Source organism: Burkholderia sp. Bp8992, from assembly GCF_003853705.1.
Lineage (GTDB): Bacteria > Pseudomonadota > Gammaproteobacteria > Burkholderiales > Burkholderiaceae > Burkholderia.
The window spans coordinates 187862-209268 of sequence record NZ_QTQI01000007.1 but is presented as its reverse complement, the minus strand read 5'-3'; the positions used below and the strand labels follow the sequence as shown (position 1 = coordinate 209268).

The window sequence follows — 21407 nt, the reverse complement described above, 5'->3', positions numbered from 1 at the left end:
TTGGTCCCGCGCCTATCAAGACGCTGGCAATCTGGTTTTTATTGAATTACCGGACAACCGTTCTTCATCGCAGGCGCTGTCTGGTCGCAGCTGTCCTGCGCCACGGAATATCGGCAATGGCTGCTACCAACCCGCATCGAACCACGCAATCACTGATGTGTAGCGACTGCTCAAACTGACCAAGGACCGAATCGTCGCGAATAAAACTCGACTTCTTCAGTCGCAATCAACGGTAAATTCAGATCCAGTCGGATTTATCTATTTTCATCGAAAATCAATTACAAGGCGCGAGCCAGAAATCCAGATCACCTTATTTCGTCCATTTGAACTCGGTTAGCCGACGCGAAGAGAGGGATGGGAGATTTATCGGCAAACTGCGCAGTTTTTCAGGTACCAGCCGGTGCGTCAATGCCCGGCGCCACCGGCGTTTCGTCTGAGAAAATCGATACTCTTTTTATTTTTTGATTGACTTAATTTTCTCCAATCGACACACAAAAATTTCACAACGCGCATTCTGAACTACGACCCCTTTAGCGTTTTCCCTAAAATGTAAAAGGAAGTGACTCATTAATCGGTGCCCGAATCCATGTCAGAACAATTCTGCATACTCCGGACTGGTGGATGTCGCGCATGGGTCGGACCCTTCTCGCACTCATTTCCCGCTCGTTACGTCATTTGCATTTCGTAACAAGTCGGGTTGATTCGTCAGGACGTGCTGTTTTAAATTTCGGCCGTCGCCCAGCAGCGTCCGGTAGTTGGGCGACGTTTCATTCTACAAATCGCGACGTGCCGGATACCTGGATGGTCAGCCATCCGACACTGCAAGCCTGCACGCCGTGCGGGCTTGATCAAGCGGTCGAACTCGCAACGGGTTTCGATTCGATTACAAGCAGCCCCTTGGAACCCGACGTGTCGTCGTGAGCGCGCCGAGTCCGTTCATGTCGTGCCGAACTGGAGCCGGTTTGATAGCGGAATCCACGGCCGAATTTTGATATTTGCGTCGCACTACTAAACGTATCGCCGAGATTCACCCAGTTTTCGACGGTACGGCTTAACTTTGCGCAACGCGCCGAAAGAGGACAGAAAATGGAATTCGTACGAATGGGAATCGTCTTTGTTCATCTCATCGCCTGCTGTGTCGCGATCGGTCTCGTGCTGACCAGCGACATTGCCATGGTCAGGCGACTGCTGGATTCCGACGCACCTTCCGATCTTGCCCAGGTCCACCTGCCCAGCCTGCAGCGCACCGTCACGTGGGCACTGACGGCGCTGTGGATCACCGGCATCGCGATCATTGCGTTCGATATGCGGACCCAGGGTCTCGGGTATCTCGGCAATCCCAAGCTGCAGGCCAAGATCGCCATCGTCGCCTTGCTGACGTTCAACGGTATCGCTCTGCACTCCGCGGTCCTCCCGGCATTGGAGAAAGCGGGCTCCTTGCTGAAGCTTTCCTTCGAGCGGCGCATGGTCGCCATTTTCGTGGGCGTGATTTCCGCCGTGTCGTGGTTCTATGCGGCGATGCTCGGCGTCGGGCGCCCGTTGAGCTGGAAGTATTCGTTGATCCAGATCCTGGCCGCTTACCCGGCACTGATTGCGGCCGGCATCGCCGTCATGTTGTTTATCACGGCAGTGGCGAAATCCAGGGCGCCGGCTGAACAACGGAATACTGAAAAGGTGGCGGCCTACTGATCGCCGACACCCCAGAGGGATGCGCACTGCCCTCAGCAGTGTGCATCCTGTCGTCGCACCTTCCGCTCGGGCGAACGTCGAGCATTTTCGATTCCGCAATGTGCGGCACACCTGGGCCAGTTGGCACGTTCAGCGTGGCGCACCGCTCGAGCGGCTGCAGGAACTGGGGGACGGCCGGGTTACGACATGGTTCTCCGCCGTGCGTACCGTTTGCGCCAGACCATCCGGCACGACATGCCGAATCGGTCACCGTCTTGTCCCAAGGCTGGACCGATTTCCCTGTCTCAATCGATCGCCACGCGTCATAATCGGCCGCAACGCCATGACTAGCAGGGCTTCATCGTTTTGAGCACAACCATCCGTCTCGATCCATCCGATCCATGTCGCTGACGATCGATCCGAAGCAGGCCGCCGCGCTGCTGGCCGTCGCCGACACCGGCAGCTTCGAGCAGGCGGCCGTGCGCCTGCACGTGACCGCATCCGCCGTCACGCAGCGGGTCCGCGCACTGGAAGCCAGCCTCGGCACGCCGCTCGTGCTGCGCACGCGGCCGTGCCGCCCGACGGTAGCCGGCCAGCGCGTGCTGCAGCACCTGCGCCGCGTCGCGCTGCTGCAGGCCGACCTGCAGAGCACGCTCGCGGCCGAGCGCGAATCGCCGATCTCCGTGACGATCGCGCTGAACGCCGACAGCCTCGGCACCTGGTTCCTGCCCGCGCTGACGTCCGTGCTCGCAGGCGAGCGCATCCTGTTCGAGCTGATCATCGAAGACCAGGACCATACGTTTGCGCTGCTCGAAAGCGGGATGGCGGTCGGCTGCGTGACGACCGAGCCGAAGCCGATGCGCGGCTGCATCGCCACGCCGCTCGGCACGATGCGCTACCGGCTGCTCGCGGCCGCCGCGTTCGCGGTGCGCTGGTTTCCGCGCGGGCTGAACCGCACGAGCGCGCGCAAGGCGCCTGTCGTCGCGTATTCGCGGCGCGACACGCTGCAGTCGTCGTTCCTGAAGGAGAAGTTCGGGTTGCCGGACGGCGCGTACCCGTGCCACTACGTGCCAGGCACCCATTCGCACTTTGCGGCGGTGCGCCACGGGCTCGGCTACGCGATGGTGCCGGAGCCGCTGATCGGCACGACGCCGCTCGATGCGCAGGGCCTCGTCGATCTCGCGCCCGCACATCCGACCGACGTCACGCTGTACTGGCACGCGTGGACGGTGCAGTCGCCGACGATGGCGTCGCTGTCAGCGCGCGTGGTCGAAGCGGCACGCCGGCTGCTCTCGCCGTTGCCGTAGCGCGCCGGCGCGCGCGGCGGCGATCGAGACTGCCGGCACGGTACGCACTGCGACGAGAAAGCCGGCCGCGCCGCCTATACTTTTTCCATCGGCCTCGCGAACGCGCCGCGCGGCCGCTCATCCAGGTCCGGCCGTTCCCTTTCATGTGAGGAGAACATCATGTCCCGCCGCTTTATCGATTGCCGCGAGTTTCCCAGCGCGACGAATTGCTCGGTCGCAATTTCCGCCGACTCCGACAACGAACTGCTGGAGGCCGCCGTGCAACATGCGGTCTCGGTGCACCAGCACACCGACAGCGCCGAACTGCGCACGCAGCTGAAATCGCTGTTCCATGACGGCACGCCGCCCGTCGATACGCCGCGGCAAGCGTAATCCGCCGGCACGGAGAAGATCAACCGACGACGCGCCGCGTCACCCTTCCGTATCGTGCGTCATGCCACGGCGCGCCGGCCCGTCGCCGGCCGGCGCATTCCGCTTCACGCGCGACGCTGCGCGAAATACGCGCCGACCGCGCCGAGGAACGTGTCGATGTCCGCACGCGACACGTCGCAGTGCGTGACGAAGCGCGACGCGTACAGCATCTGCGTGAGGATCCCGCGTTCCTTGAGCCACGCTTCGAGCGGCGCGCAATCGGCTTCGGGGAATTGCGCGAACACCATGTTCGTCGCGTGCGACATCACCTTCACGCCATCGATGCGCGCGAGGCCTTCCGCGAGATGCGCGGCATTCGCATGATCGTCCGCGAGCCGCTCGACGTTGTGGTCGAGCGCATACAGGCACGCCGCCGCGAGGATGCCCGACTGCCGCATCCCGCCGCCGAGCACCTTGCGCCAGCGCTGTGCGCGCTCGATCAGCGCACGGCTGCCGACCAGCACGGAGCCGACCGGTGCGCCGAGCCCTTTCGAGAAGCAGATCGACACGGTGTCGAACGGCGCGCACAGCTCGGCGATCGGGCGGCCCGATGCGACGGCCGCGTTGCACACGCGTGCGCCGTCGAGGTGCGCGGACAACCCGCGGCTGCGCGCGAACGCGACGGCTTCCTGCACATAGCCGTCCGGCAAAACCTGGCCGCCGATCGTGTTTTCGAGCGCGAGCAGGCGCGTGCGGGCAAAGTGATTGTCGAGCGGCTTGATCGCCGCGGCGATCTTCGCGAGCGGCAGCGTGCCGTCGGGCGCATTCTCGATCGGCTGCGGCTGGATGCTGCCGAGCACGGCCGCGCCGCCGCCTTCGTACTTGTAGGTGTGCGCGAGCTGGCCGACGATGTACTCGTCGCCGCGCTCGCAATGCGACATCAGCGCGGCCAGGTTGCTCTGCGTGCCGCTCGGGAAGAACAGGCCGGCTTCCTTGCCGGCCCGCTCGGCCGTCACCGCCTGCAAGCGCAGCACGGTCGGGTCGTCGCCCCAGACGTCGTCGCCGGTCTCGGCGGTGGTCATGGCGGCCAGCATTGCCTGGCTCGGACGTGTCACGGTATCGCTGCGTAAATCGATCATCGCTATGCCCTGAGTAAACGCGGACCGGCATCCCTGCGTCCGGCCCTGCCGAAACGAGACTGAGAGTGTACGCAATTCACGCAGCGCGCGCCGGCCGGTGAACCGCAATCGCGCGCATCAATATCGCGGCGGCGGCGGCGGCTGGACGCTTGCAAGCGGCATCGGCGGCGCCGCGCTACCCGCCGCTGCATATTCGCCTGCGCAAAACCGTTCCGATGACGCAGCGCGCCATATTGACGCACGTGCGTCAGACCGCCACGCCGCGGCCGCGCGCGCCGCGAGCGGCCTTCTTGATACGAATCAACGATTTATCCCGAAATCGCACTCGGCGGGCTGGACATCTGCGACGAGTTGGCGCATTTCGCGGTGCAACATCGCGGCACATACTCCAGCCAACCCCGACGCCTGTCCGCCGGGGTCCGCCGGCACCCGCCGGCGGGTATCGTCAGCTTCGGTCATCTGGTATGGACACCGCACTTTCGGCCCTCGATCTGGCCCGCCTGCAATTCGCGTTCACCGTCTCCTTTCATATCGTCTTTCCGGCGTTGAGCATCGGCCTCGCCAGCTTCATCGCCGTGCTCGAATACCGCTGGCTCAAGACCGGCAAGCAGTACTACAAGACCCTCTGTCTGTTCTGGTCGAAGATCTTCGCGGTCGCGTTCGGGATGGGCGTCGTCTCCGGCGTCGTGATGAGCTACCAGTTCGGCACGAACTGGTCGGGCTTCTCGAGCTTCGCCGGCGCCGTCACCGGGCCGCTGCTGATGTACGAGGTCATGACCGCGTTCTTCCTCGAGGCCGGCTTCCTCGGCATCATGCTGTTCGGCTGGAACCGCGTCAGCCCGCGCGCGCACTTCGGCGCGACGCTGATGGTCGCGATCGGCACGCTGATCTCGACGTTCTGGATCCTCGCGTCGAACAGCTGGATGCAGACGCCGCAGGGCTTCGAAATCGTCGACGGCCGCGTCGTGCCGACCGACTGGTTCGCGATCATCTTCAACCCGTCGTTCCCGTACCGCCTGTTCCACATGGCGATCGCCGCGTTCATCGTCGCCGCGCTCGTGGTGGCCGCGACGGGCGCATGGCACCTGCTGAAGGGCCGCCGCGACAAGGGCGTGAAGAAGATGTTCTCGATGGCGCTGTGGCTGCTGCTCGTGCTCGCGCCGCTGCAGGCCCTGATCGGCGACCAGCACGGCATCAACACGCTGAAGCACCAGCCCGCGAAGATCGCGGCGATCGAAGGGCTGTGGGAAACCGAAAAGGGCGGCACCGCGCTCAACCTGTTCGGCATTCCGGACATGAAGGCGGAAACGACCCGCTACGCGGTGAAAGTACCGCACCTCGGCAGCCTGATCCTCACGCACAGCTGGGACGGCGAGATCCGCGGGCTGAAGGACTTCCCGCCGGAAGACCGCCCGAACTCGACGGTCGTGTTCTGGAGCTTCCGGATCATGGTCGGCCTCGGCTTCGCGATGATCGGCCTCGCCGCGCTCGCATGGTTCCTGCGCCGCCGTGGCCGCCTGTATGAATCGAAGTGGTTCCAGCGCTTCGCGCTCGTGATGGGCCCGACCGGCTTCGTGTCGCTGCTCGCGGGCTGGGTGACGACCGAAGCGGGCCGCCAGCCCTGGGTGGTCTACGGCGTGATGCGTACCGCGCACGCGGTGTCGCCGCTGTCGGTGCAGCAGGTCAGCCTGTCGATGATGACGTTCGTGATCGTGTACTTCCTCGTGTTCGGCACCGGCGTGTACTACATGCTGAGGCTGATGAAAGCCGGCCCCGCGCTGCCCGACGTGAAGCATGACGACACGCCCGACACGCGCCCCGATCACACCGCGCGCCGCCCGATGTCGGCCGTCGACGAACTGATCGAGACCGTCTGAGCCCACCCCTTTCGCATACGAGAAAACCTATGGACGTCACCGTAATCTGGGCCGTGATCATCGCATTGGGGCTCTTCATGTACGTCGTGCTCGACGGCTTCGACCTCGGCATCGGCATCGTCTTCCCGTTCTTCCCGGACGAGAAGGAACGCGACCTGATGATGAACACGGTCGCACCCGTGTGGGACGGCAACGAGACGTGGCTCGTGCTCGGCGGCGCCGGGCTGTTCGCGGTGTTCCCGATCGTCTATTCGACCGTGCTGTCCGCGCTGTACCTGCCGCTGATCTTCATGCTGGTGTGCCTGATCTTCCGCGGCGTGTCGTTCGAGATCCGCGCGAAGGCGCGGCGCACGAAGCAGCTGTGGGATCTCGCGTTCATCGGCGGCTCGGCCGGCGCGACGCTGTTCCAGGGGATTGCGCTCGGCGCGTTCCTGCAGGGCATCAACGTGAAGGACGGCGTGTTCGCCGGCGACGCGTTCGACTGGCTCACGCCGTTCAGCCTGCTGACGGGCCTCGGCCTGATCGTGACCTACGCGCTGCTCGGCTGCTGCTGGCTCGTCGCGAAGACCGAAGGCGACCTGCAGCGCCGCCTGCATCGCGTCGTGTGGCCGCTGACCGTCGTGCTGCTCGGCTTCATCGCGGTCGTCAGCCTGTGGACGCCGCTGCAGGATCCGGCCATCGCGCAGCGCTGGTTCGATTCGGGGCTGTTCTGGCGCCTGCTGCCGGTGCCGTTCCTGGTCGCCGGATGCGCGGTGTGGATGCGCCGCGCGGTGCGCGACCGGCACGACATGACGCCGTTCGTGCTCGCGCTGGCGCTGGTGCTGCTCGGCTATGTCGGCCTGCTCGTCACGCTGTTCCCGTATGCGATTCCTCAGACGATGACGATCTGGGAAGCGGCGGCGCCGCGTTCGAGCCAGACCTTCACGCTGGTCGGCGCAGCGGTTATCCTCCCGATCATCATCGCCTACACGACGATGGGTTACTGGGTATTCCGAGGCAAGGTGCGCCATGAAGACCAGCATTACTACCACCACTGATTCCGCCGATCGCCCGCCCGAGGCGCCACGGCCGCGGATGCGCGGCTGGATGTGGTTCGTCGTTCTGTGGGCGGGCGGCGTGATCGGCGCCGTCACGCTCGGCTATGCGTTCAAGATCTTCATGAACCTGACGCTGTTTGCGGTGAAGTAGGCGGAGCGGCCGCCCGGGACGAACGATGGACCGGGCGGCCGTTTTGTCGTTGATGGCTGCATGCCGACGCGCCGGGCGCCCCGGCTTGCGGCTCCGCTCGCGGTCAGGCGCGCCGCACCCGTCATTCCTTCCCGCCTCTCCGCTTCCTCGCATCGGCACGTGCGTGCCGGTCATCGCTCGCACGACGTCGTGCACATCGCCTCGTCCATTGCACTGAAGAAGGTCTGGTAGTAATCGGGCTCGACAACCGTCTTCATCCGCGAATCGCCGTTGCTGTCCCACACCGTACGATCGAAGCGCGCCCGCACGATCACGTCGCGCGCCAACGTCACACGGACGGAGACGACGGCGTTGACGCGCTCGTGATCCGGCTTCGCGGGCAAGCCGCCGATCTTCGCCTTCAGCGCGCCGCGCAGCAGTTGCCGCCACTTCGGAATCAGCGTGTCGCTACGGCCGCCTTCGATCAGCCCCGTATCGCGATCGACCGTCACCGGCGCATAGCCCTGCGCGCGCAGCACAGCCGCCACGGCGTCGAGCGCACGCGCCTGCGTCGCGCCCGCATAGCGGCGATCGGTCATCATGCGCAGCGTCTGTTGCTCGTTGTCCGTCAGGTCGACTTCGGTCTGGCTGGAGCTGTAGCGCAGCAGCGATCCGCCGCTGCCGATCTGGCGTTCGTTTTGCGGCTTCGCCGCGCACCCGGTCAGCGCGAGCAGCCCGGCGCAGGCGAGCGCCAGCGCACCGCCACCGCGCACCGGCGGCACCGCTGCCACGGCCGTGCCGCGTATCCCGCGCCGCGCCGCGCGCCGGTCGCGAAGACGGCGGCGAATTCCGGTTGATCGGCAATCGGGTGGCGCTATGATCGTCATCGCGGTTTTCTCCTGTCGGCGCCATCATAGGGACGCGCCCAAGCCGCGACAAACGAGATTTTTAGACCCACTGTGTAGCTTTTCTTCGAGATCTCACGATGCGCCGATTGCCGCCTCTGAATGCGCTGCGCAGCTTCGAAGCTGCCGGCCGCCTGCAGAGCCTTACCCTCGCCGCCGAGGAACTGAACGTCACCCAGAGCGCGATCGCGCAGCAGATCCGCGTGCTCGAATCGTTCTTCGGGCAGAAGCTGTTCGAACGCGACGGGCGTTCGCTGCGGCTCACGCCGCGCGCGCGGCATTACCTCGTCGACGTCGCGAGCTGCCTCGGCCGGCTCGCGCAAGCGACCGGGCAAATGTTCGAGCCCGTCGGCGGCCAGTCGATCCGGGTCAATGCATCCGTGTCGTTCACGCATGGATGGTTGCTGACGCAACTGGCCGTGTTCCAGACCGCACATCCCGACATCGACGTGCAGCTCGTCACGAGCGCCGACGTGGAGCACGACCAGATCGACGAGACGTGCGACATCGTGATCCGCCGCTATACGCCGGAGCTGCGCCGCAAGGGTTTCGTGTCGCGCCCGCTGCTCGCGAATGTCGCGCTACCCGTGTGTGCGCCGGGCCATCCGGTGCTCGAACAGGCGCGCGTGCCGGCGGACCTGCGCCATGCGCCGCTGCTCCACTACGCGGGGCTGCCGCAGGCATGGCAATACTGGTTCCACCGGGCCGGCACGGACGTCACCGAGACGCTGCGCGGGCCGTTCTATCGCGAGTTCTTCCTGCTGGTCCAGGCCGCCGCGAGCGGGCTCGGCGTATGCCTCGCGCCGCGCGCGGTGGTGCGCGACGATCTCGCGAGCGGACGGCTCATCGCACTGTTTCCGGAAGTCCACCTGGAAGGGCCGCCGTTTCATTGCCTGTACCGCAACGACGACGATCCGGCGCTGCGCACGTTCGTCGACTGGCTGTTCGCGCGGGCCGAGGAACTGGACGGGCCGCCTCCGCAGTAGCCGGCGGTGGGCGTTACCTGCGTACGCGAACAGGGAGAAGCTGCGCCGATGTCGTGTCTGTGACCGGCGCCGTCAGGCAGATTGCTACGGCAATCTGCCAAATGCGAACCGCGCGGCTGGATCACCCTGCCGCGATGGCCGTTCACCGCCGCTCGCGCAACGCCGCCTCGATCTTGCGGTCGGTCTTGTACTGGCTCAGCGCATACACCGACCAGATCGCGGCCGGCAGCCAGCCGATGATCGTGATTTGCAGGAGCAGGCAGATGATCCCGGCGATCGGGCGGCCGATCGTGAAAAACTGGAACCACGGCAGCAGCAGGGCAAGCAGAAGGCGCATGAACAAATCCTCTCGGTGCGTCGTTGAACGGGTGATGCGCAGCCAATATGGCGGGTTGCGCCCTTCATTTCAAGCCTGCATCCGCCACACGCCCGCTTGCGCTACGCCGAATCGGCCAGCCACTGCGCGACGCGCGCGACGAGCCCGTCTGCTTCGTCGAAGCACTCGACGCCCGCCACCTGCGGCGCGCCGCAAATCGTGAACACCGGCTTGCCCCATTGCAGCCCAAGCGCGATTTCGGACAGCGTGCCGAGCCCGCCGCCGACCGCGATCAGGCACAGTGACGCACGCGCGACGAGCGCATTGCGCGTGATGCCGAGCCCGGTCGGCAGCGCGACGCTCAGGTACGGATTCGCGAGCGTCGCATCGTCCTCGGGCAACAGCCCGATCGCGCAGCCGCCAGCCGCGTGCGCGCCGCGCGCGGCGGCCTCCATCACGCCCTGCTTGCCGCCGCCGACGAGCGCGACGCCCGTCGACGCCACCGCGTGCGCAATCCGTTCCGCGACCCGCATCTGCTCGTCCGTCGCGTCGCGCGGGCCGATCAGGCCGACCGGCATCCGGTGCCGGTGCACGCCGCGTTGCCGCTGCGCCAGTCGCGCGAGCGCGTCGCGCGCCGGTTCGGACCACGCGCATTCAATGACGTCGTTGGCGAACAAGACCTTCTCCCAGTGCCAGAACGCAGGTACAGATGGCCGTCAGCACGATCGACAGCACGGCCGCCTGCGAAAAATCGGTTTGCCCGTCCGACAGCTTCAGGTACATCAGCAGCGGCAGGATGTTGATCTGCGTGCCCGCCAGCGCGATCGCCGTGCCGTAGGTACCGAGCGCGATCGCGGTCACGAGGCACCAGGCGGACGCGACCGACGGCCACAGCTCGCGCCACGCGACGTCGAGCCAGGCCCGCCACGGCCGTGCGCCGAGCGTCAGCGCCGCCTCGAGCGGCCGCCGGTCGAGATTCGCGAGCGCCGGATAGATCATCAGCGCGACACGCGGAATCAGGTAGTACGCGTAGGCGACCGCGAGCCCCGGCATCGTGTAGATCGCCCCGCCGACCAAGGTCGGATCGGCGCCCAGCGCGGCCAGCAGCGTGGTCACGAAGCCCGCGCGGCCGAACGCGAGGATGAAGCCGTACGCGATCACCAGCCCGGAGAACGCGAGCGGCACGCCGAGCAGCGCGAGCGACCAGTGGCGGCGCGCCGGCGACTGCCCGGCCAGCGCGAATGCGACCGGCACGCCCACGCCGACCGACAGCGTGCCGGCGCCGATCGCCAGCGCCAGCGAGCGCGCGATCGCGTCGGCGACGAGCGGATCGCGCCACACCGCCGCAAACGCACGGCCGCCGCCTGCGCACGCCGCATCGACCAGCGCGGCGAGCGGCAGCACGAAGCACACCGCGAGCAAGGCCGCGGCGGGCAGCGCGCCGAAGCGGCGCAGCACGCCGCGTTCCGGTAACGAAACCTGCATCCCGCGCCCCTTACTGGCCGAGCGTGGCCTGCGACCAGAGCTGGTCGACCTCGGCCTTGCGCGCCGCCGCCTTCGCGACATCGAGCGGGCGCACCTGCGGCGCGTTCGGCAGCTTCGCCGCGACCTCCGGTGCGACCGGCGTGCCGGGCACCGCGGGACGCACATAGCCTTGCGCGAACAGCGCCTGCCCGACGTCGCTCATCACGAGGTTGAGCCAGAGCTGCGCGGCGGACGGGTTGGGGCCGTTCTTCACGAGACTCATCGCATAGGGCGCCGACACGCTGCCGTCCTGCGGAATCACGATGTCGGCCGCGTCGCCCATGCCGTCCGCATACTTCGCCTTGAGGCCGTCGTTCTCGTAGCCGATCAGGATCGGGATCTCGCCCTTCACGAACTTCGCGTACGGCGTCGTGCCCTCGACGCGCAGCACGTTGCCGGCCTGCTTCAGCTTGCCGAAGAAGTCGGCGCCAGGCTTCGGGTTCTCGACACTGCCGCCGTTCGCATACGCGGCCGCGAACACCGCGACCTGGCCCTGCCCGGTCGAGCGCGGGTCGAGATAGACCACGGCGTTGCGGTACTCGGGCTTCAGCAGGTCGGACCAGCGCTGCGGCACGTTCTTGACGAGCTTCCGGTTGACGAGGAACGCGATGTTCAGCGAATGCACGGCGAACCAGCGGCCATCGGTCGCGCGAAACACGCCCGGTAGCTTGTCGAAGTTCACCGGCCGGAACGGCGCCACGACGTCCTTGCCCGCGGCATCGAGCGCCGATGCCGCGAAGTAGTACGCGGTATCGGCCTGCGGACGGCGACGCGACTTGTCGAGCGCGACGACGGTCGCGGCCGAGCCGATGTCGTTGTACGTGATCTCGACCTTCGGGTAGCGCTTGCGGAATTCGGCGAACAGCGCCTTCCAGTTCGCCCATTCGGGGCCGGTATCGAACGACACGACGAGCCCTTCGTCGGCCGCCTTCGCGTACAGCGCGTCTTCGCCCGGATACAGCGGCGCGGCCTGCGCCGCCGCGCAAGAGAGCGCCGCGAGCGCACACAGCGCCAGCACGCGGGCGCGCATGGCCTTCACAAGAGGGGAGCCTGCAAGCATCGTGAATCTCCGTTGAACGAAAAGGGTCAGCGCGCGTCCGGCGAGGCCGGCAGCACGAGCAGATGGCACGGGTCGATCGCGATGCTGCGCGCGGCGGGCTCGCGCCCTTCGCACAGCAGCACGTCGGCCGAGCCGTCCGGAATGAAGTCGTAGCGCTGCGTCGCGCCGAAGTAACGCACTTCCCCGCGACGGCCTTCGATGCGGTTCGCGCTCTGTGCCGGCGGATCAGCCTGCACGTGCTCGGGCCGCACCAGCACCGCGATTTCGTCGCCCGCCCGATGCGCGCCCGTTTCCGCGCGCAGCGTCGCGAAACTCACGTCGATTTCGCCGTGCGCGAGCACCCGCCCGCGCAGCAGCGTCGAATGCCCGACGAAGCGCGCGACCTGCGCGGTGGCCGGGCGCTCGTACAGCTCGCGCGGCGTGCCGGCCTGGAGCACGCGGCCGCCGTCGACGATCGCGACGCGGTCGGCCATGCTCAGCGCTTCGTCCTGGTCGTGCGTGACGAACAGCGTCGTCGCGCCGCACGCGCGCTGCAGCGCGCGGATCTCGTCGCGCAGCTGATGGCGGATGCCGGCATCGAGCGCCGCGAGCGGCTCGTCGAGCAGCAGCAGCTTCGGCTCGATCACGAGCGCCCGCGCGAGCGCGACGCGCTGCTGCTGCCCGCCGGACAGCATGGCGACGCCGCGCGCCGCATGGGCCGACAGCCCGACCCGCTCGAGCATGTCCAGCGCACGCCGGCGCCGGACGTCGGCCGCGACGCCGCGCATCCGCAGCCCGTACGCGACGTTGTCGACGACCGACAGGTTCGGGAACAGCGCGTAGTGCTGGAACACCATCCCCACTTCGCGCCGCCACACGGGCACGCCGGCCACGTCGTCGCCGCCGATCGCGATGCGGCCGCGCCAGCCGTCGAGCAGCCCGGCCGCGAGCCTCAGCAGCGTGGATTTGCCGGACCCGCTGCGCCCCATCACCGCGAGCAGTTCGCCCTGCGCGGCGGACAGCGTGACGTCGTCGACGCCATGACGGGCGCCCGGATACTGGAAACTGACGTGTTCGAATTCGAGGCTCATGGATGACTCACTTCAGACGTTGCACGGTGCCGACGGACACGAGCGTCGCGAGCACGGCGAGCACGAGCAGCACGACGGTGGCCGCGCACGCCATCCCCGTCGCGCCGTAGAACGCCTGCAGCAACACGATCGGATAGTTCCGGTAGCGAAAGCCGGCGATCAGGTTCGAGATCTGGAATTCGCCGATCGACAGCGCGGCCACCATCACGAGGCCGGAAAACAGGCTGTGCCGCAGGTTCGGCAGCACGATCGTGACGAACTGGCGCAGCGGCGTCGCGCCGAGCGTCGCCGCGCAGGCCTCGAGCCGCGCGAGGCCGAGGTGGCGCAAGTCGCCGAGCAGCGTCTGCAGCAGGTACGGCAAGGTCAGCACCGCGTGCGCCGCGATCATCAGCGGCAACGTGCCGAGCCACGGCAGCGTGTCGCCGCTGAAGATCGCGATGTAGCCGAAGCCGAGCGTCAGCGCCGGCACGGCGACCGGCATCAGCATCACGATGCGCGTCGCGAACCCGCCGCCGGCCTGCGCGCGATGATGCAGCGCATACGCGAGCGGCAGGCCGATCGCCGCGTTGAGCGCACAGCACGCCAGCGCCACGATGAAGCTCACGCCGAACGCGCGGGTAAAGCTCCGGTTCGCGGCCAGGTCTGCAAACCAGTGCCCGGTGACGCCGGTGGGCAGCAACGTGTTCGTCCACGATTCGCCTACCGCGCCGATCAGCAGCAATGCGATCGGCAGCAGCAGGTAGAGCGCGAACACCGCGAGCAGCGCCTGCAGCAACAGGCGGCCGACACGCGGATGCGCCGCTCTGTTACGACGAATCGGAACACCGTCGGCCAATGCCGGGGCGGTTGACGGATGCATGAACTCACTCGCTGACGATCGGGGAATACCTCGCACGACGCCCGCCGGACGGGGCCCGCTTGCGTTGTCGAAGCCGGCGCAGTGTGCGGTTTCGACATGGCATCGTCATGAAAAAAACGTAAAAAGCGCGCATCGACCTGTGCAAGGACGGAACAGCCCGCCATGAAGCACCTGTATCCGAACGTGGCGGAGCTGCACGCATTCGCCGCGTCCGCGAAGTACCTGAACTTCTCCTACGCGGCCCGCGAACTGGGCCTGACGCCGAGCGCGGTCAGCCGGCAGATCGCGAACCTCGAGGCACTGTTCGGCGTGAAGCTGTTCGTGCGCGAGGGGCGCGGCCTCGCGCTCACGCGTGCGGGCCAGGTGTATCACGCACGCGTCGTCGGGCCGTTGCGCGAAATCGGCAACGCGTCGATCGAACTGTTGAGCGCACGCGAGAACAGCGACCTGCTGACGATCGCGAGCGTGCCGACGTTCACGACCAAGTGGCTGCTGCCGCGGCTCACGCGCTTTCTCGCCACGGCACCGGACGTCACGCTGAGTTTTCGCCGCCATCTCGCGCCCGGCGACGTGTTTCCGTTCGGACTCGACGCGGCGATCCGCTACGGCGACGGGGGATGGGACGGCGTGCGAAGCGACTATCTGGGCGGGCGGACCTTCGTGCCGGTCTGCTCGCGCGAATTCGCCGAGCGGCATGCGCTGCACGCGCCCGCCAACGCGGTCGCGGCGCCGCGCCTCGTGCACGAACAGGCGGAGATCGCCTGGTCCGCATGGGCGGAGCGTCATCGCGCGTCGCAGATGAACGCGCTGGCCGGGCCGCGCTTCGAGCAGTATTCGGTATTGATCCAGGCCGCGCAGGCCGGGCTCGGGATCGCCCTCGTGCCGCGCTTCCTGATTCTCGACAACCTCGCGGCGGGCACGCTGGTCGAGCCGTTCGATGCACCGGTCGACGTGGACGCGCAGGGGCACTATCTCTGCTATGCGCCGGAGCGCCTCGACACGAGCGATGCGTTGCGGCGGTTCAGGGACTGGATGCTGGACGAATCGGGACGTGCGTAGGCCGGGAACGGCGCGCGCCGCCGCACGGCCGCGCGCGCCCTGCGCCGGACGCCGCCCGGCGGCGGCATCCGGCATCCCGCGTCAGCGCCCGATACCGAGCCCCGGCAGCACGTGCGTGTTCTCGGCCACGACCGCATGCAGCAGGCGCGGGTCGGCGCCGAGCAGCCCGAGGATCGTCGGCGCAACCTGCTTCGTGCCGACGAGATCGTTCACGGTGCGCGCGCGATGGACGCCCGGGTACGACACGAGCAGGCCGAGGTGGCTGTCGTCCGGCGCGTTGCCGCCGTGCTCCTCGTCCTTCTTCGTGCTCGACGTGTAGATCACGCCCGGATTCGGCTGGACGACGATGTCGGGCGTACGGCCGTTGGCCGGATCGCCGAAGCGGTCGGCCAGCGCCGCGCCGTACAGCACGTAAGCCTGCGGGCCGTCCGCGCAGATCCCCGGCGCGTTGCAGCCCAGGTTCGCCTTCAGCTTCTCGACCACGGCCGTGCGCTGGCTGCGGTCGCGCAGCCAGATCAGGCCGACGTCGTCGGTCTGCACGAAGCCCGTGCCGACCAGGCCCGAACCGTCGTTCAGGTTGCCCGTCGTCGTGTTGTTCTGGCCGAAGTTGCCGTTCGGATCGATGAAGTTGTTCGCTTCGAGCAGCTTCGTCAGCGTGTCGCCGTTCTTCACGAGCTTCGTGTGATCGCTCGGCGACTGGCCGTGCTTCGCCGTGACGATCACCGCCGTCGACGAATACAGGTTCGCCTGCTTCAGCGCCGCGACGACGTGGCCGATCGCGTCATCGACATACGTGATCGCGTTCGCGACCTGCCCGTTCGGCGTGAAGTCGGCGTCGAGATAGCCGCCGCCCTTCGCGACCGGCGCCTTCTGCGCGACGCTCAGCGTCTGGAAGTTCGCGCCGAACAGCGTCGGCACCGGCGCGGTCTTCGTGCCGGTCGAATCGCGGCCGCCGATCTGGTTGATCAGCGCCTGCACGTGCAGGTTGTCGAAGCGGGCGGTGTGCGAATAGACGTCGGTGTAGGCGGTGTTGGTCGCCGGGTCGATCGAGTTGATCTCGGTGCGCATCAGGTCGTCGACGCCGGTGCCCGACGGGCCGTTCAGCCAGTCGTAGCCCCACGCGTGCTTGTCGGCCCACGCGGTGTGCGCGTTCGGCACGCCGGCCTTCACGGCCTCGAACACCGTGTTGGTCTTCACGTAGTTGTGCGGGTAGACCGGCACGCACTGGCCGTTGACCTTCGCATGCGGGATCGCCTGCGGATTGAACGCGCCGCCGCCGTCGAGATGCACGAGCGCGCCGCCGTTCTGCGCGTCGATGCCGGTCGTCTCGTCGAACACGACGTTCCAGCCCTGCTTGCCCGAGCACGTCGTGTCGCTCGGCGCATACAGGTTGCGGTCATACGACACGTCGTAGAACAGGCCGGCCGTCTTCGGCGAGCCGCCCGTCACCAGTGCCGCGAGGCCCGGAAACGAATCCGACAGGCCCGGCGTGTACGCATTCGTGTACGTCACGCCGCTCTTCGCGAGCACCGCGATATTCGGGCACGTGTTCGCGCCGATGCAGCGCGCGAGATCCTGTTCGTGCAGGCCGTCGATGCTCAGCAGCAGCACGTGCTTCACGACGCGGCTCGCACGGCCGTTGCCGTTGTCCTCGCCCTGGCTGTTGCCGTCCTGCTGCGCCGCATATGCGCCCACGCTTGCGAGCGCCAGCGCGCCCGCCACCATCACCGCCATTTTTCGTTGCTTGACGAACCTGGAAATCATCACCCCACCTCATCGATTGACGTTGAACTGCACGACTTGCCATCAGGCGCGCAAAATATCGCCGGATCGTGCGGCGGCCACGTGAAGCGCGGCTTTCTGTTGTCTGTCAAACGTAACCAATCGCAAGCGATACGAATCGGTCGCAATGGGTGGCCGTCGCGTGCACCGGCCCGTGCGGCGGGATTTTTTTCGACTTGGCCGGCGACTATTGGCGTGTAATAAAGGGTTTTCCCTGACCCGGAGCACGACTATGTCGACCCTGGAAGCTCTCCGGTTCGTGCTGGACGATGCACGTACCCCCGAAATCATTCGCCACCACGTCGTCGACGCGCTGCAGTACGCGCTGCGCAACCACGGGCCGGTGTTCACCACGAAGGAAATCGAATGGCTGACGCAGTGGGACGACGCGCGTCTGCCGCTGGCCGCGAGGAAGGAACTGGACAAGCGCGAACCGGCGATCGCCGCGCGCTGAAAAAAACCGCCGCGCCCGGCGGATGCGGGCGCGGCGGCGGATGACGGCAAGACTTACTGAAGCCCGAAGTCGACGCGCGTCGTCGCGCCCTTGTCCGAGATGCCCTTCGCGTCGAGCTTCGGCGCGACGACGAACACGCGGCTCGAATCGATCTTCCCGTCGAGGTACTGGCGCACGGCTTGTGCGCGCTGCTGCGCGAGCGCACGCAGCGCGTTGTCGTCGGCCGGCGCGTGATCGGCGAGCGCCTGCTTCATGTCCGCATCGGGCAGCGTCTTCTGCAGGCCGACCAGGTTGCGCGGCTTCTTGAAGTCGGCGGCCTTGTACGCGCGCGCCAGGTACTTCGAGTATTCGGCCTTGTCGACCTTCACCGACATCGGATCGATGCTCTCGCCCTGGCCGACCACGTCCTTCAGCTTCTGCTGGCGCACCAGCCGCTCGACGTACGCGTCGCGCAGCCCCGGCGTGTCCTGCGCCGGGTCGACGCGGCCGATCAGGTCGAGGCGGATCGACGGCTTCTCGGTCAGCATCTTCACGACGGTGTCGAGCTTCTTCTGCTGCGCGTCGGTCAGCTCGTAGGTGCCCGGCGCGAACTCGACGTAGCCGAGATCCTCGCCGCCGCCGCCGAACGCATTCGCGAGCAGCGTGAACGGCGACGTGACGGCCTTCGCGATCAGGTTCAGCACGGCATGCCAGATCAGTCCGCCGACGCTGAACTCCGGGTTCGACAGCGAACCCGACACCGGCAGGTTCACGTCGATCTGGCCGCGCGTGTTCTTCAGCAGCGAGATCGCGAGCTTCACCGGCAGCTTCGTCGCGGTGTCGTTCTCGACGTGATCGCCGAACGTGAGCTGGTCGATGAAGATGTGGTTGTTCGCCGACAGCTGGTCGTTCGCGAGCTGGTAGTGCAGGTCGACGTTGAGCTTGCCCTTCGTGATCGGGTAACCGGCGTACTTCGCCGAGTACGGCGTCAGGTTGGTCAGCTCGATGTCGTGCGCGGTCGCCGTCAGGTCGAGCGCCGGCTTCTCGATCAGCGGGTTCACCGAGCCCTTGATCGAGATCGGCCCGTTGCCGGCGAGGTTCGCGGCGACGTCGACCGGCGCGGACGTCGTCGAATCGGTGCCGAACGCGCCGACCGTCCCGTTGATCGCGACCAGGTTCGCCGTGTAGTTCGGCTTGATGAAGTTGTCGGTATAAGTCACGCGGCCGCTCTGGAGCAGCAGCTGGCCGAAGTGCATCCGCACCGGGTTCTGCGGCGGCGGCGCGGCTTTCACGACCACGGTCGCGGGCGCAGCGGCCGGCACGGATGCCTGCTGGGCGGCGGCAGCCGATGCAGCCTGCGCGGCGGCCGGCGGCGTCATGCCCGGCGACAGCGGCACCGGTTCGCCCTTGCTCGCGTCGCGCGTGAGCGACTGCGCGGGGCCCGACTCCTTCGCGACCACGTCCTTCAGGTTCAGCCGCCCCTGCGCATCGAGCAGCACGCGGCCGTAGAAGTTCGAGAACGTCACGCGCGCGGCATCGACGTCGGTGCCCTTCTCGTCGTAGTTCGCCTTCAGGTTCGACAGCGCGAGCGAGCGCCAGCCCGCGAACGGGTCGGACGTCGCCTTGTCGAGCATCCGCACGTCGACCAGCGCGACGTCGCCGCGATAGGTCGCGCGCGGCGTGTCCTTCACCTGCGCGAACGTCAGGTTGCCCTGCGCGTTGAGCAGCGCGCTCGCGATCGTCGCGTTCAGCGCGCTGCCGAAGTACGGCTCGAACGCGGCCGCGTCGAGGCGGTTGCCGTTGATCTTCAGGCCGAGCTTCAGCGGCTGCGCGGTCACGTCGCCCGTCACGTTCAGCGAGCCCTTGCGGTTCAGCGTCGCCTTCAACTGCACGGGCAGCGGCTTCGTCATGTCGTCGCTCAGCTTCTGCACCGACAGCTCCAGCGGCTTGATCGCCAGCTTCACCGGGCGCGGCGTCGACAGGTCGGTGAAGTTCGCGGACGAATCCTTCACGTTCAGCGCGTCGATCCGGTAGTGCCACGACGGCGCGGCGGCCTGCGCCTTGCGCGCGACCGTGCGCTGCGGTACCGCCGCCTGCGCGGGTTCGGCCAGCGCGGCGAGGTCGATCTTGCCGTCCTTCAGGCGCTTCACGTCGAGCGCGAGCCCGCTCGCGTCGACACTTGCGATCTCCACGATGCGCGCGGCGACGTCCACCTTCGCGATCTTCGCGCTCGCGTCGGGCAGCACGATTGCCGGCGCCTTGTTGTCCGGTGCAGCGATCTTCAGCGACTTCAGGCCGATCGTGCTGTCGGCGACTTCCGCGGCGAGCGGCGTCTTGCCCCAGTCGGTCTTCGCGTTGACGGTCGCGCCGAGCGTGCCGTCGAGCACGCGCGCGCGCGTCGCCTCGCCGAGGTACGGCTGCAGTGCCGGCAGCGCGAGCGCGGCGACCGTCAGCTTCGTGTCGGCCTGCTTGTCCGCGAGATTGAATGCGCCTTCGGCCTTCACGTCGCCGCCGCGCGACAGCGACGTCGACAGCGTGTATTTCGCGGGCGTCTTGCCTTGCAGCGAGAAACCGTCGAGCGTCGCGGCGAGCTTCGTCAGCGACATCGCGGTCGGCGTCGCCGGCACGCGGTCGTCGACGTTGACCGTGCCGCCGTCGATCGCGAAATGACGGATCGTCAGGTCGAGCGGCGGCGCTTCCTTCGCGGCGGCGGCGCTGTCGGCCCTGGCGCCGCTGGCCGCGGCGACGGCGGCACCGGAAGCGGCGGCGGCCGATGCGGCCGGCTTGCCGGCTTCGGCCTTCGGGGCGGCGGCCGGCTGCGCGACGAGCTTCTCGACGTTCAGCACGCCCTGCTTGTCGCGCGCCAGGTCGACCACCGGCTGGTCGATCCGGATCTCGTCGAAGTGCATCGCGTTGCGCAGCGGCTCGAGGCTGGCTGCCGCGACGTGCACGCCGCGCGCGGCGAACAGCGGCGCGGACGCATGGTCCGTCACCTTCGCGTCGTTCAGGTCGACGGTGCCCGACACGCGCAGCGCGGGCGTCTCGCCGCTCATCACGAAATTGACCGCGAGGTTGCTGCTCAAGAGGCCGCTCGTCACGACCACCGGCAGCTTCGCCGGCACGTACGAGATCAGCTTCGGCACGTCGAGGCGATCGAACTTCAGCGCGATCTCCGATTCGCGCGACTGCGCGAACGGCTTGGTCTTGCCGTCGATCGAGATCGGGCTGCCGTCGAAGCGCGCGCGCAGCTTCGGCTCGACGAAGATGTCGGTCTTCGACGCCAGCGTCGCGATATACGGAATGCCGAGCGTCCAGTTGTCGATGACGTGCTGCTCGTTCAGCAGGCGGTCGTCGAAGTCGATCCGGCCGTCGTTGACCTGGATGTTCGACACCGAGAATTGCGTCGGCTTGCTTGCGGGCTTCGGCGACGGCGCGGAGAATTTCTCGATCAGGTCGGTGAAGTTGAAGCGCTGCGCGTCGTAGCGGACGATGTGAAAGCGCGGCGAATCGAGCCGGATTTCATTGACGATCGGCGCGCCGCGGAACAGCGACGACCACGACGGCCTCACGACGAGCTTGCCGATGTCGACGAAGTCGCCCTTGCCGCCGCGCTCGCCGAGGTGGATGCCGTCGGCTTCGAGGTTCAGCGTGTACGGGTTCAGTGCGATCCGCTGGATCGTGGCCGGCCGGTCGAGCTGCTTGCTCAACTGCTGTTCGGCGACATGGCGGATCAATGGCGGTGCTGCGAAGAACCCGAGCAGTCCGAACAATACGAGGAAGATCAGCACGCCGATACCGATACGCCGGGTCCGACGTGAACGTGCAACGCCACCGAGGGCATGGAGGGTCGAGGATATGGTTTCTTTGTCTGCGCTTGCCATGCTTGAATGCCTCGGGAATGGAT

General features: G+C 67.1%; 19 protein-coding genes. 9 read left to right on the top strand and 10 right to left on the bottom strand.

All coding sequences use genetic code 11. The features are described 5' to 3' along the window. Positions 1-1086: 1086 nt before the first annotated feature. From DIE03_RS13595 to DIE03_RS13580, 3 genes are all read left to right on the top strand, one after another. Positions 1087-1689: a hypothetical protein gene (locus DIE03_RS13595; protein ID WP_124451007.1), complete on the top strand. Its 603-nt coding sequence runs from the start codon at positions 1087-1089 to the stop codon at positions 1687-1689. A 380-nt stretch (positions 1690-2069) separates the two neighbouring features. After that, positions 2070-2975, top strand: coding sequence for an HTH-type transcriptional regulator ArgP (locus DIE03_RS13585; RefSeq protein WP_124451003.1), 906 nt, complete (start codon positions 2070-2072; stop codon positions 2973-2975). Positions 2976-3134: 159 nt separating this feature from the next. Further along, positions 3135-3347, top strand: a complete 213-nt coding sequence (locus DIE03_RS13580; RefSeq protein WP_124451001.1) for a DUF1059 domain-containing protein — start codon at positions 3135-3137, stop codon at positions 3345-3347. 104 nt (positions 3348-3451) lie between these two features. Here DIE03_RS13580 and ltaE read toward each other — a convergent pair whose 3' ends face one another. Further along, on the bottom strand, positions 3452-4465 hold the full coding sequence (ltaE, locus tag DIE03_RS13575; protein ID WP_124450999.1) for a low-specificity L-threonine aldolase: 1014 nt from the start codon (positions 4463-4465) through the stop codon (positions 3452-3454). A 464-nt stretch (positions 4466-4929) separates the two neighbouring features. Between ltaE and DIE03_RS13570 the strand changes: the two genes are divergently transcribed. Genes DIE03_RS13570 through DIE03_RS13560 form a run of 3 tightly spaced genes read left to right on the top strand, consistent with a single transcriptional unit; the run spans position 4930 to position 7530 of the window. Continuing rightward, positions 4930-6342, top strand: a complete 1413-nt coding sequence (locus DIE03_RS13570) for a cytochrome ubiquinol oxidase subunit I (RefSeq protein WP_124450997.1) — start codon at positions 4930-4932, stop codon at positions 6340-6342. 29 nt (positions 6343-6371) lie between these two features. Continuing rightward, entirely contained in the window at positions 6372-7379 is a 1008-nt protein-coding gene (cydB, locus tag DIE03_RS13565) for a cytochrome d ubiquinol oxidase subunit II (protein WP_124450995.1), read from the top strand. After that, positions 7351-7530, top strand: coding sequence for a hypothetical protein (locus tag DIE03_RS13560; RefSeq protein WP_034187692.1), 180 nt, complete (start codon positions 7351-7353; stop codon positions 7528-7530). The genes cydB and DIE03_RS13560 overlap by 29 nt, the downstream gene beginning before the upstream one ends. Positions 7531-7700: 170 nt before the next feature. On the opposite strand, the gene DIE03_RS13555 is transcribed toward DIE03_RS13560, so the two are convergent. Continuing rightward, entirely contained in the window at positions 7701-8300 is a 600-nt protein-coding gene (locus DIE03_RS13555; RefSeq protein WP_260434875.1) for a hypothetical protein, read from the bottom strand. A 194-nt stretch (positions 8301-8494) separates the two neighbouring features. On the opposite strand from DIE03_RS13555, the gene DIE03_RS13550 reads away from it, so the two are divergent. Further along, positions 8495-9400 carry a LysR substrate-binding domain-containing protein gene (locus tag DIE03_RS13550; protein WP_124450991.1) on the top strand — a complete coding sequence of 302 codons (906 nt, stop codon included), beginning with the start codon at positions 8495-8497 and terminating at the stop codon, positions 9398-9400. A 142-nt stretch (positions 9401-9542) separates the two neighbouring features. Here DIE03_RS13550 and DIE03_RS13545 read toward each other — a convergent pair whose 3' ends face one another. The 6 genes from DIE03_RS13545 to DIE03_RS13520 form a co-directional block, all read right to left on the bottom strand. Continuing rightward, positions 9543-9737: a YqaE/Pmp3 family membrane protein gene (locus DIE03_RS13545; protein ID WP_124450989.1), complete on the bottom strand. Its 195-nt coding sequence runs from the start codon at positions 9735-9737 to the stop codon at positions 9543-9545. A 101-nt stretch (positions 9738-9838) separates the two neighbouring features. Continuing rightward, complete coding sequence (locus tag DIE03_RS13540; protein WP_124451139.1) at positions 9839-10294, bottom strand: TIGR00725 family protein; 456 nt, start codon at positions 10292-10294, stop codon at positions 9839-9841. Between the two features lie 76 nt (positions 10295-10370). Continuing rightward, positions 10371-11201, bottom strand: coding sequence for an ABC transporter permease (locus DIE03_RS13535; RefSeq protein ID WP_124450987.1), 831 nt, complete (start codon positions 11199-11201; stop codon positions 10371-10373). A gap of 10 nt (positions 11202-11211) precedes the next feature. Further along, positions 11212-12300, bottom strand: a complete 1089-nt coding sequence (locus DIE03_RS13530; protein WP_034187686.1) for an extracellular solute-binding protein — start codon at positions 12298-12300, stop codon at positions 11212-11214. Between the two features lie 26 nt (positions 12301-12326). Next, positions 12327-13370 carry an ABC transporter ATP-binding protein gene (locus DIE03_RS13525; protein ID WP_124450985.1) on the bottom strand — a complete coding sequence of 348 codons (1044 nt, stop codon included), beginning with the start codon at positions 13368-13370 and terminating at the stop codon, positions 12327-12329. Positions 13371-13377: 7 nt separating this feature from the next. Beyond that, entirely contained in the window at positions 13378-14229 is an 852-nt protein-coding gene (locus DIE03_RS13520; RefSeq protein ID WP_124450983.1) for an ABC transporter permease, read from the bottom strand. Positions 14230-14391: 162 nt separating this feature from the next. Between DIE03_RS13520 and DIE03_RS13515 the strand changes: the two genes are divergently transcribed. Further along, positions 14392-15288 carry a LysR substrate-binding domain-containing protein gene (locus DIE03_RS13515; protein ID WP_124450981.1) on the top strand — a complete coding sequence of 299 codons (897 nt, stop codon included), beginning with the start codon at positions 14392-14394 and terminating at the stop codon, positions 15286-15288. An 81-nt stretch (positions 15289-15369) separates the two neighbouring features. Here the strand turns inward: DIE03_RS13515 and DIE03_RS13510 are convergent, their stop codons facing one another. After that, a complete protein-coding gene (locus DIE03_RS13510; RefSeq protein WP_124450979.1) occupies positions 15370-17052 on the bottom strand; it encodes an alkaline phosphatase family protein in 1683 nt (560 codons plus the stop codon). Between the two features lie 250 nt (positions 17053-17302). On the opposite strand from DIE03_RS13510, the gene DIE03_RS13505 reads away from it, so the two are divergent. After that, positions 17303-17524, top strand: coding sequence for a hypothetical protein (locus tag DIE03_RS13505; protein WP_124450977.1), 222 nt, complete (start codon positions 17303-17305; stop codon positions 17522-17524). Positions 17525-17577: 53 nt separating this feature from the next. Here DIE03_RS13505 and DIE03_RS13500 read toward each other — a convergent pair whose 3' ends face one another. After that, the gene (locus tag DIE03_RS13500) at positions 17578-21384 is read right to left on the bottom strand and encodes a DUF748 domain-containing protein (protein ID WP_124450975.1); all 3807 of its coding nucleotides are present in this window, start codon (positions 21382-21384) and stop codon (positions 17578-17580) included. Positions 21385-21407: the final 23 nt, after the last annotated feature.

Excerpts from the sequence above, each read along its gene's own strand:
- DIE03_RS13595 (WP_124451007.1), top strand. The coding sequence starts at position 1,087 with ATGGAATTCGTACGAATGGGAATCGTCTTTGTTCATCTCATCGCCTGC.
- DIE03_RS13585 (WP_124451003.1), top strand. The coding sequence starts at position 2,070 with ATGTCGCTGACGATCGATCCGAAGCAGGCCGCCGCGCTGCTGGCCGTC.
- DIE03_RS13580 (WP_124451001.1), top strand. The coding sequence starts at position 3,135 with ATGTCCCGCCGCTTTATCGATTGCCGCGAGTTTCCCAGCGCGACGAAT.
- ltaE (WP_124450999.1), bottom strand. The coding sequence starts at position 4,465 with ATGATCGATTTACGCAGCGATACCGTGACACGTCCGAGCCAGGCAATG.
- DIE03_RS13570 (WP_124450997.1), top strand. The coding sequence starts at position 4,930 with ATGGACACCGCACTTTCGGCCCTCGATCTGGCCCGCCTGCAATTCGCG.
- cydB (WP_124450995.1), top strand. The coding sequence starts at position 6,372 with ATGGACGTCACCGTAATCTGGGCCGTGATCATCGCATTGGGGCTCTTC.
- DIE03_RS13560 (WP_034187692.1), top strand. The coding sequence starts at position 7,351 with ATGAAGACCAGCATTACTACCACCACTGATTCCGCCGATCGCCCGCCC.
- DIE03_RS13550 (WP_124450991.1), top strand. The coding sequence starts at position 8,495 with ATGCGCCGATTGCCGCCTCTGAATGCGCTGCGCAGCTTCGAAGCTGCC.
- DIE03_RS13545 (WP_124450989.1), bottom strand. The coding sequence starts at position 9,737 with ATGCGCCTTCTGCTTGCCCTGCTGCTGCCGTGGTTCCAGTTTTTCACG.
- DIE03_RS13540 (WP_124451139.1), bottom strand. The coding sequence starts at position 10,294 with ATGCCGGTCGGCCTGATCGGCCCGCGCGACGCGACGGACGAGCAGATG.
- DIE03_RS13535 (WP_124450987.1), bottom strand. The coding sequence starts at position 11,201 with ATGCAGGTTTCGTTACCGGAACGCGGCGTGCTGCGCCGCTTCGGCGCG.
- DIE03_RS13530 (WP_034187686.1), bottom strand. The coding sequence starts at position 12,300 with ATGCTTGCAGGCTCCCCTCTTGTGAAGGCCATGCGCGCCCGCGTGCTG.
- DIE03_RS13525 (WP_124450985.1), bottom strand. The coding sequence starts at position 13,370 with ATGAGCCTCGAATTCGAACACGTCAGTTTCCAGTATCCGGGCGCCCGT.
- DIE03_RS13520 (WP_124450983.1), bottom strand. The coding sequence starts at position 14,229 with ATGCATCCGTCAACCGCCCCGGCATTGGCCGACGGTGTTCCGATTCGT.
- DIE03_RS13515 (WP_124450981.1), top strand. The coding sequence starts at position 14,392 with ATGAAGCACCTGTATCCGAACGTGGCGGAGCTGCACGCATTCGCCGCG.
- DIE03_RS13510 (WP_124450979.1), bottom strand. The coding sequence starts at position 17,052 with ATGATTTCCAGGTTCGTCAAGCAACGAAAAATGGCGGTGATGGTGGCG.
- DIE03_RS13505 (WP_124450977.1), top strand. The coding sequence starts at position 17,303 with ATGTCGACCCTGGAAGCTCTCCGGTTCGTGCTGGACGATGCACGTACC.
- DIE03_RS13500 (WP_124450975.1), bottom strand. The coding sequence starts at position 21,384 with ATGGCAAGCGCAGACAAAGAAACCATATCCTCGACCCTCCATGCCCTC.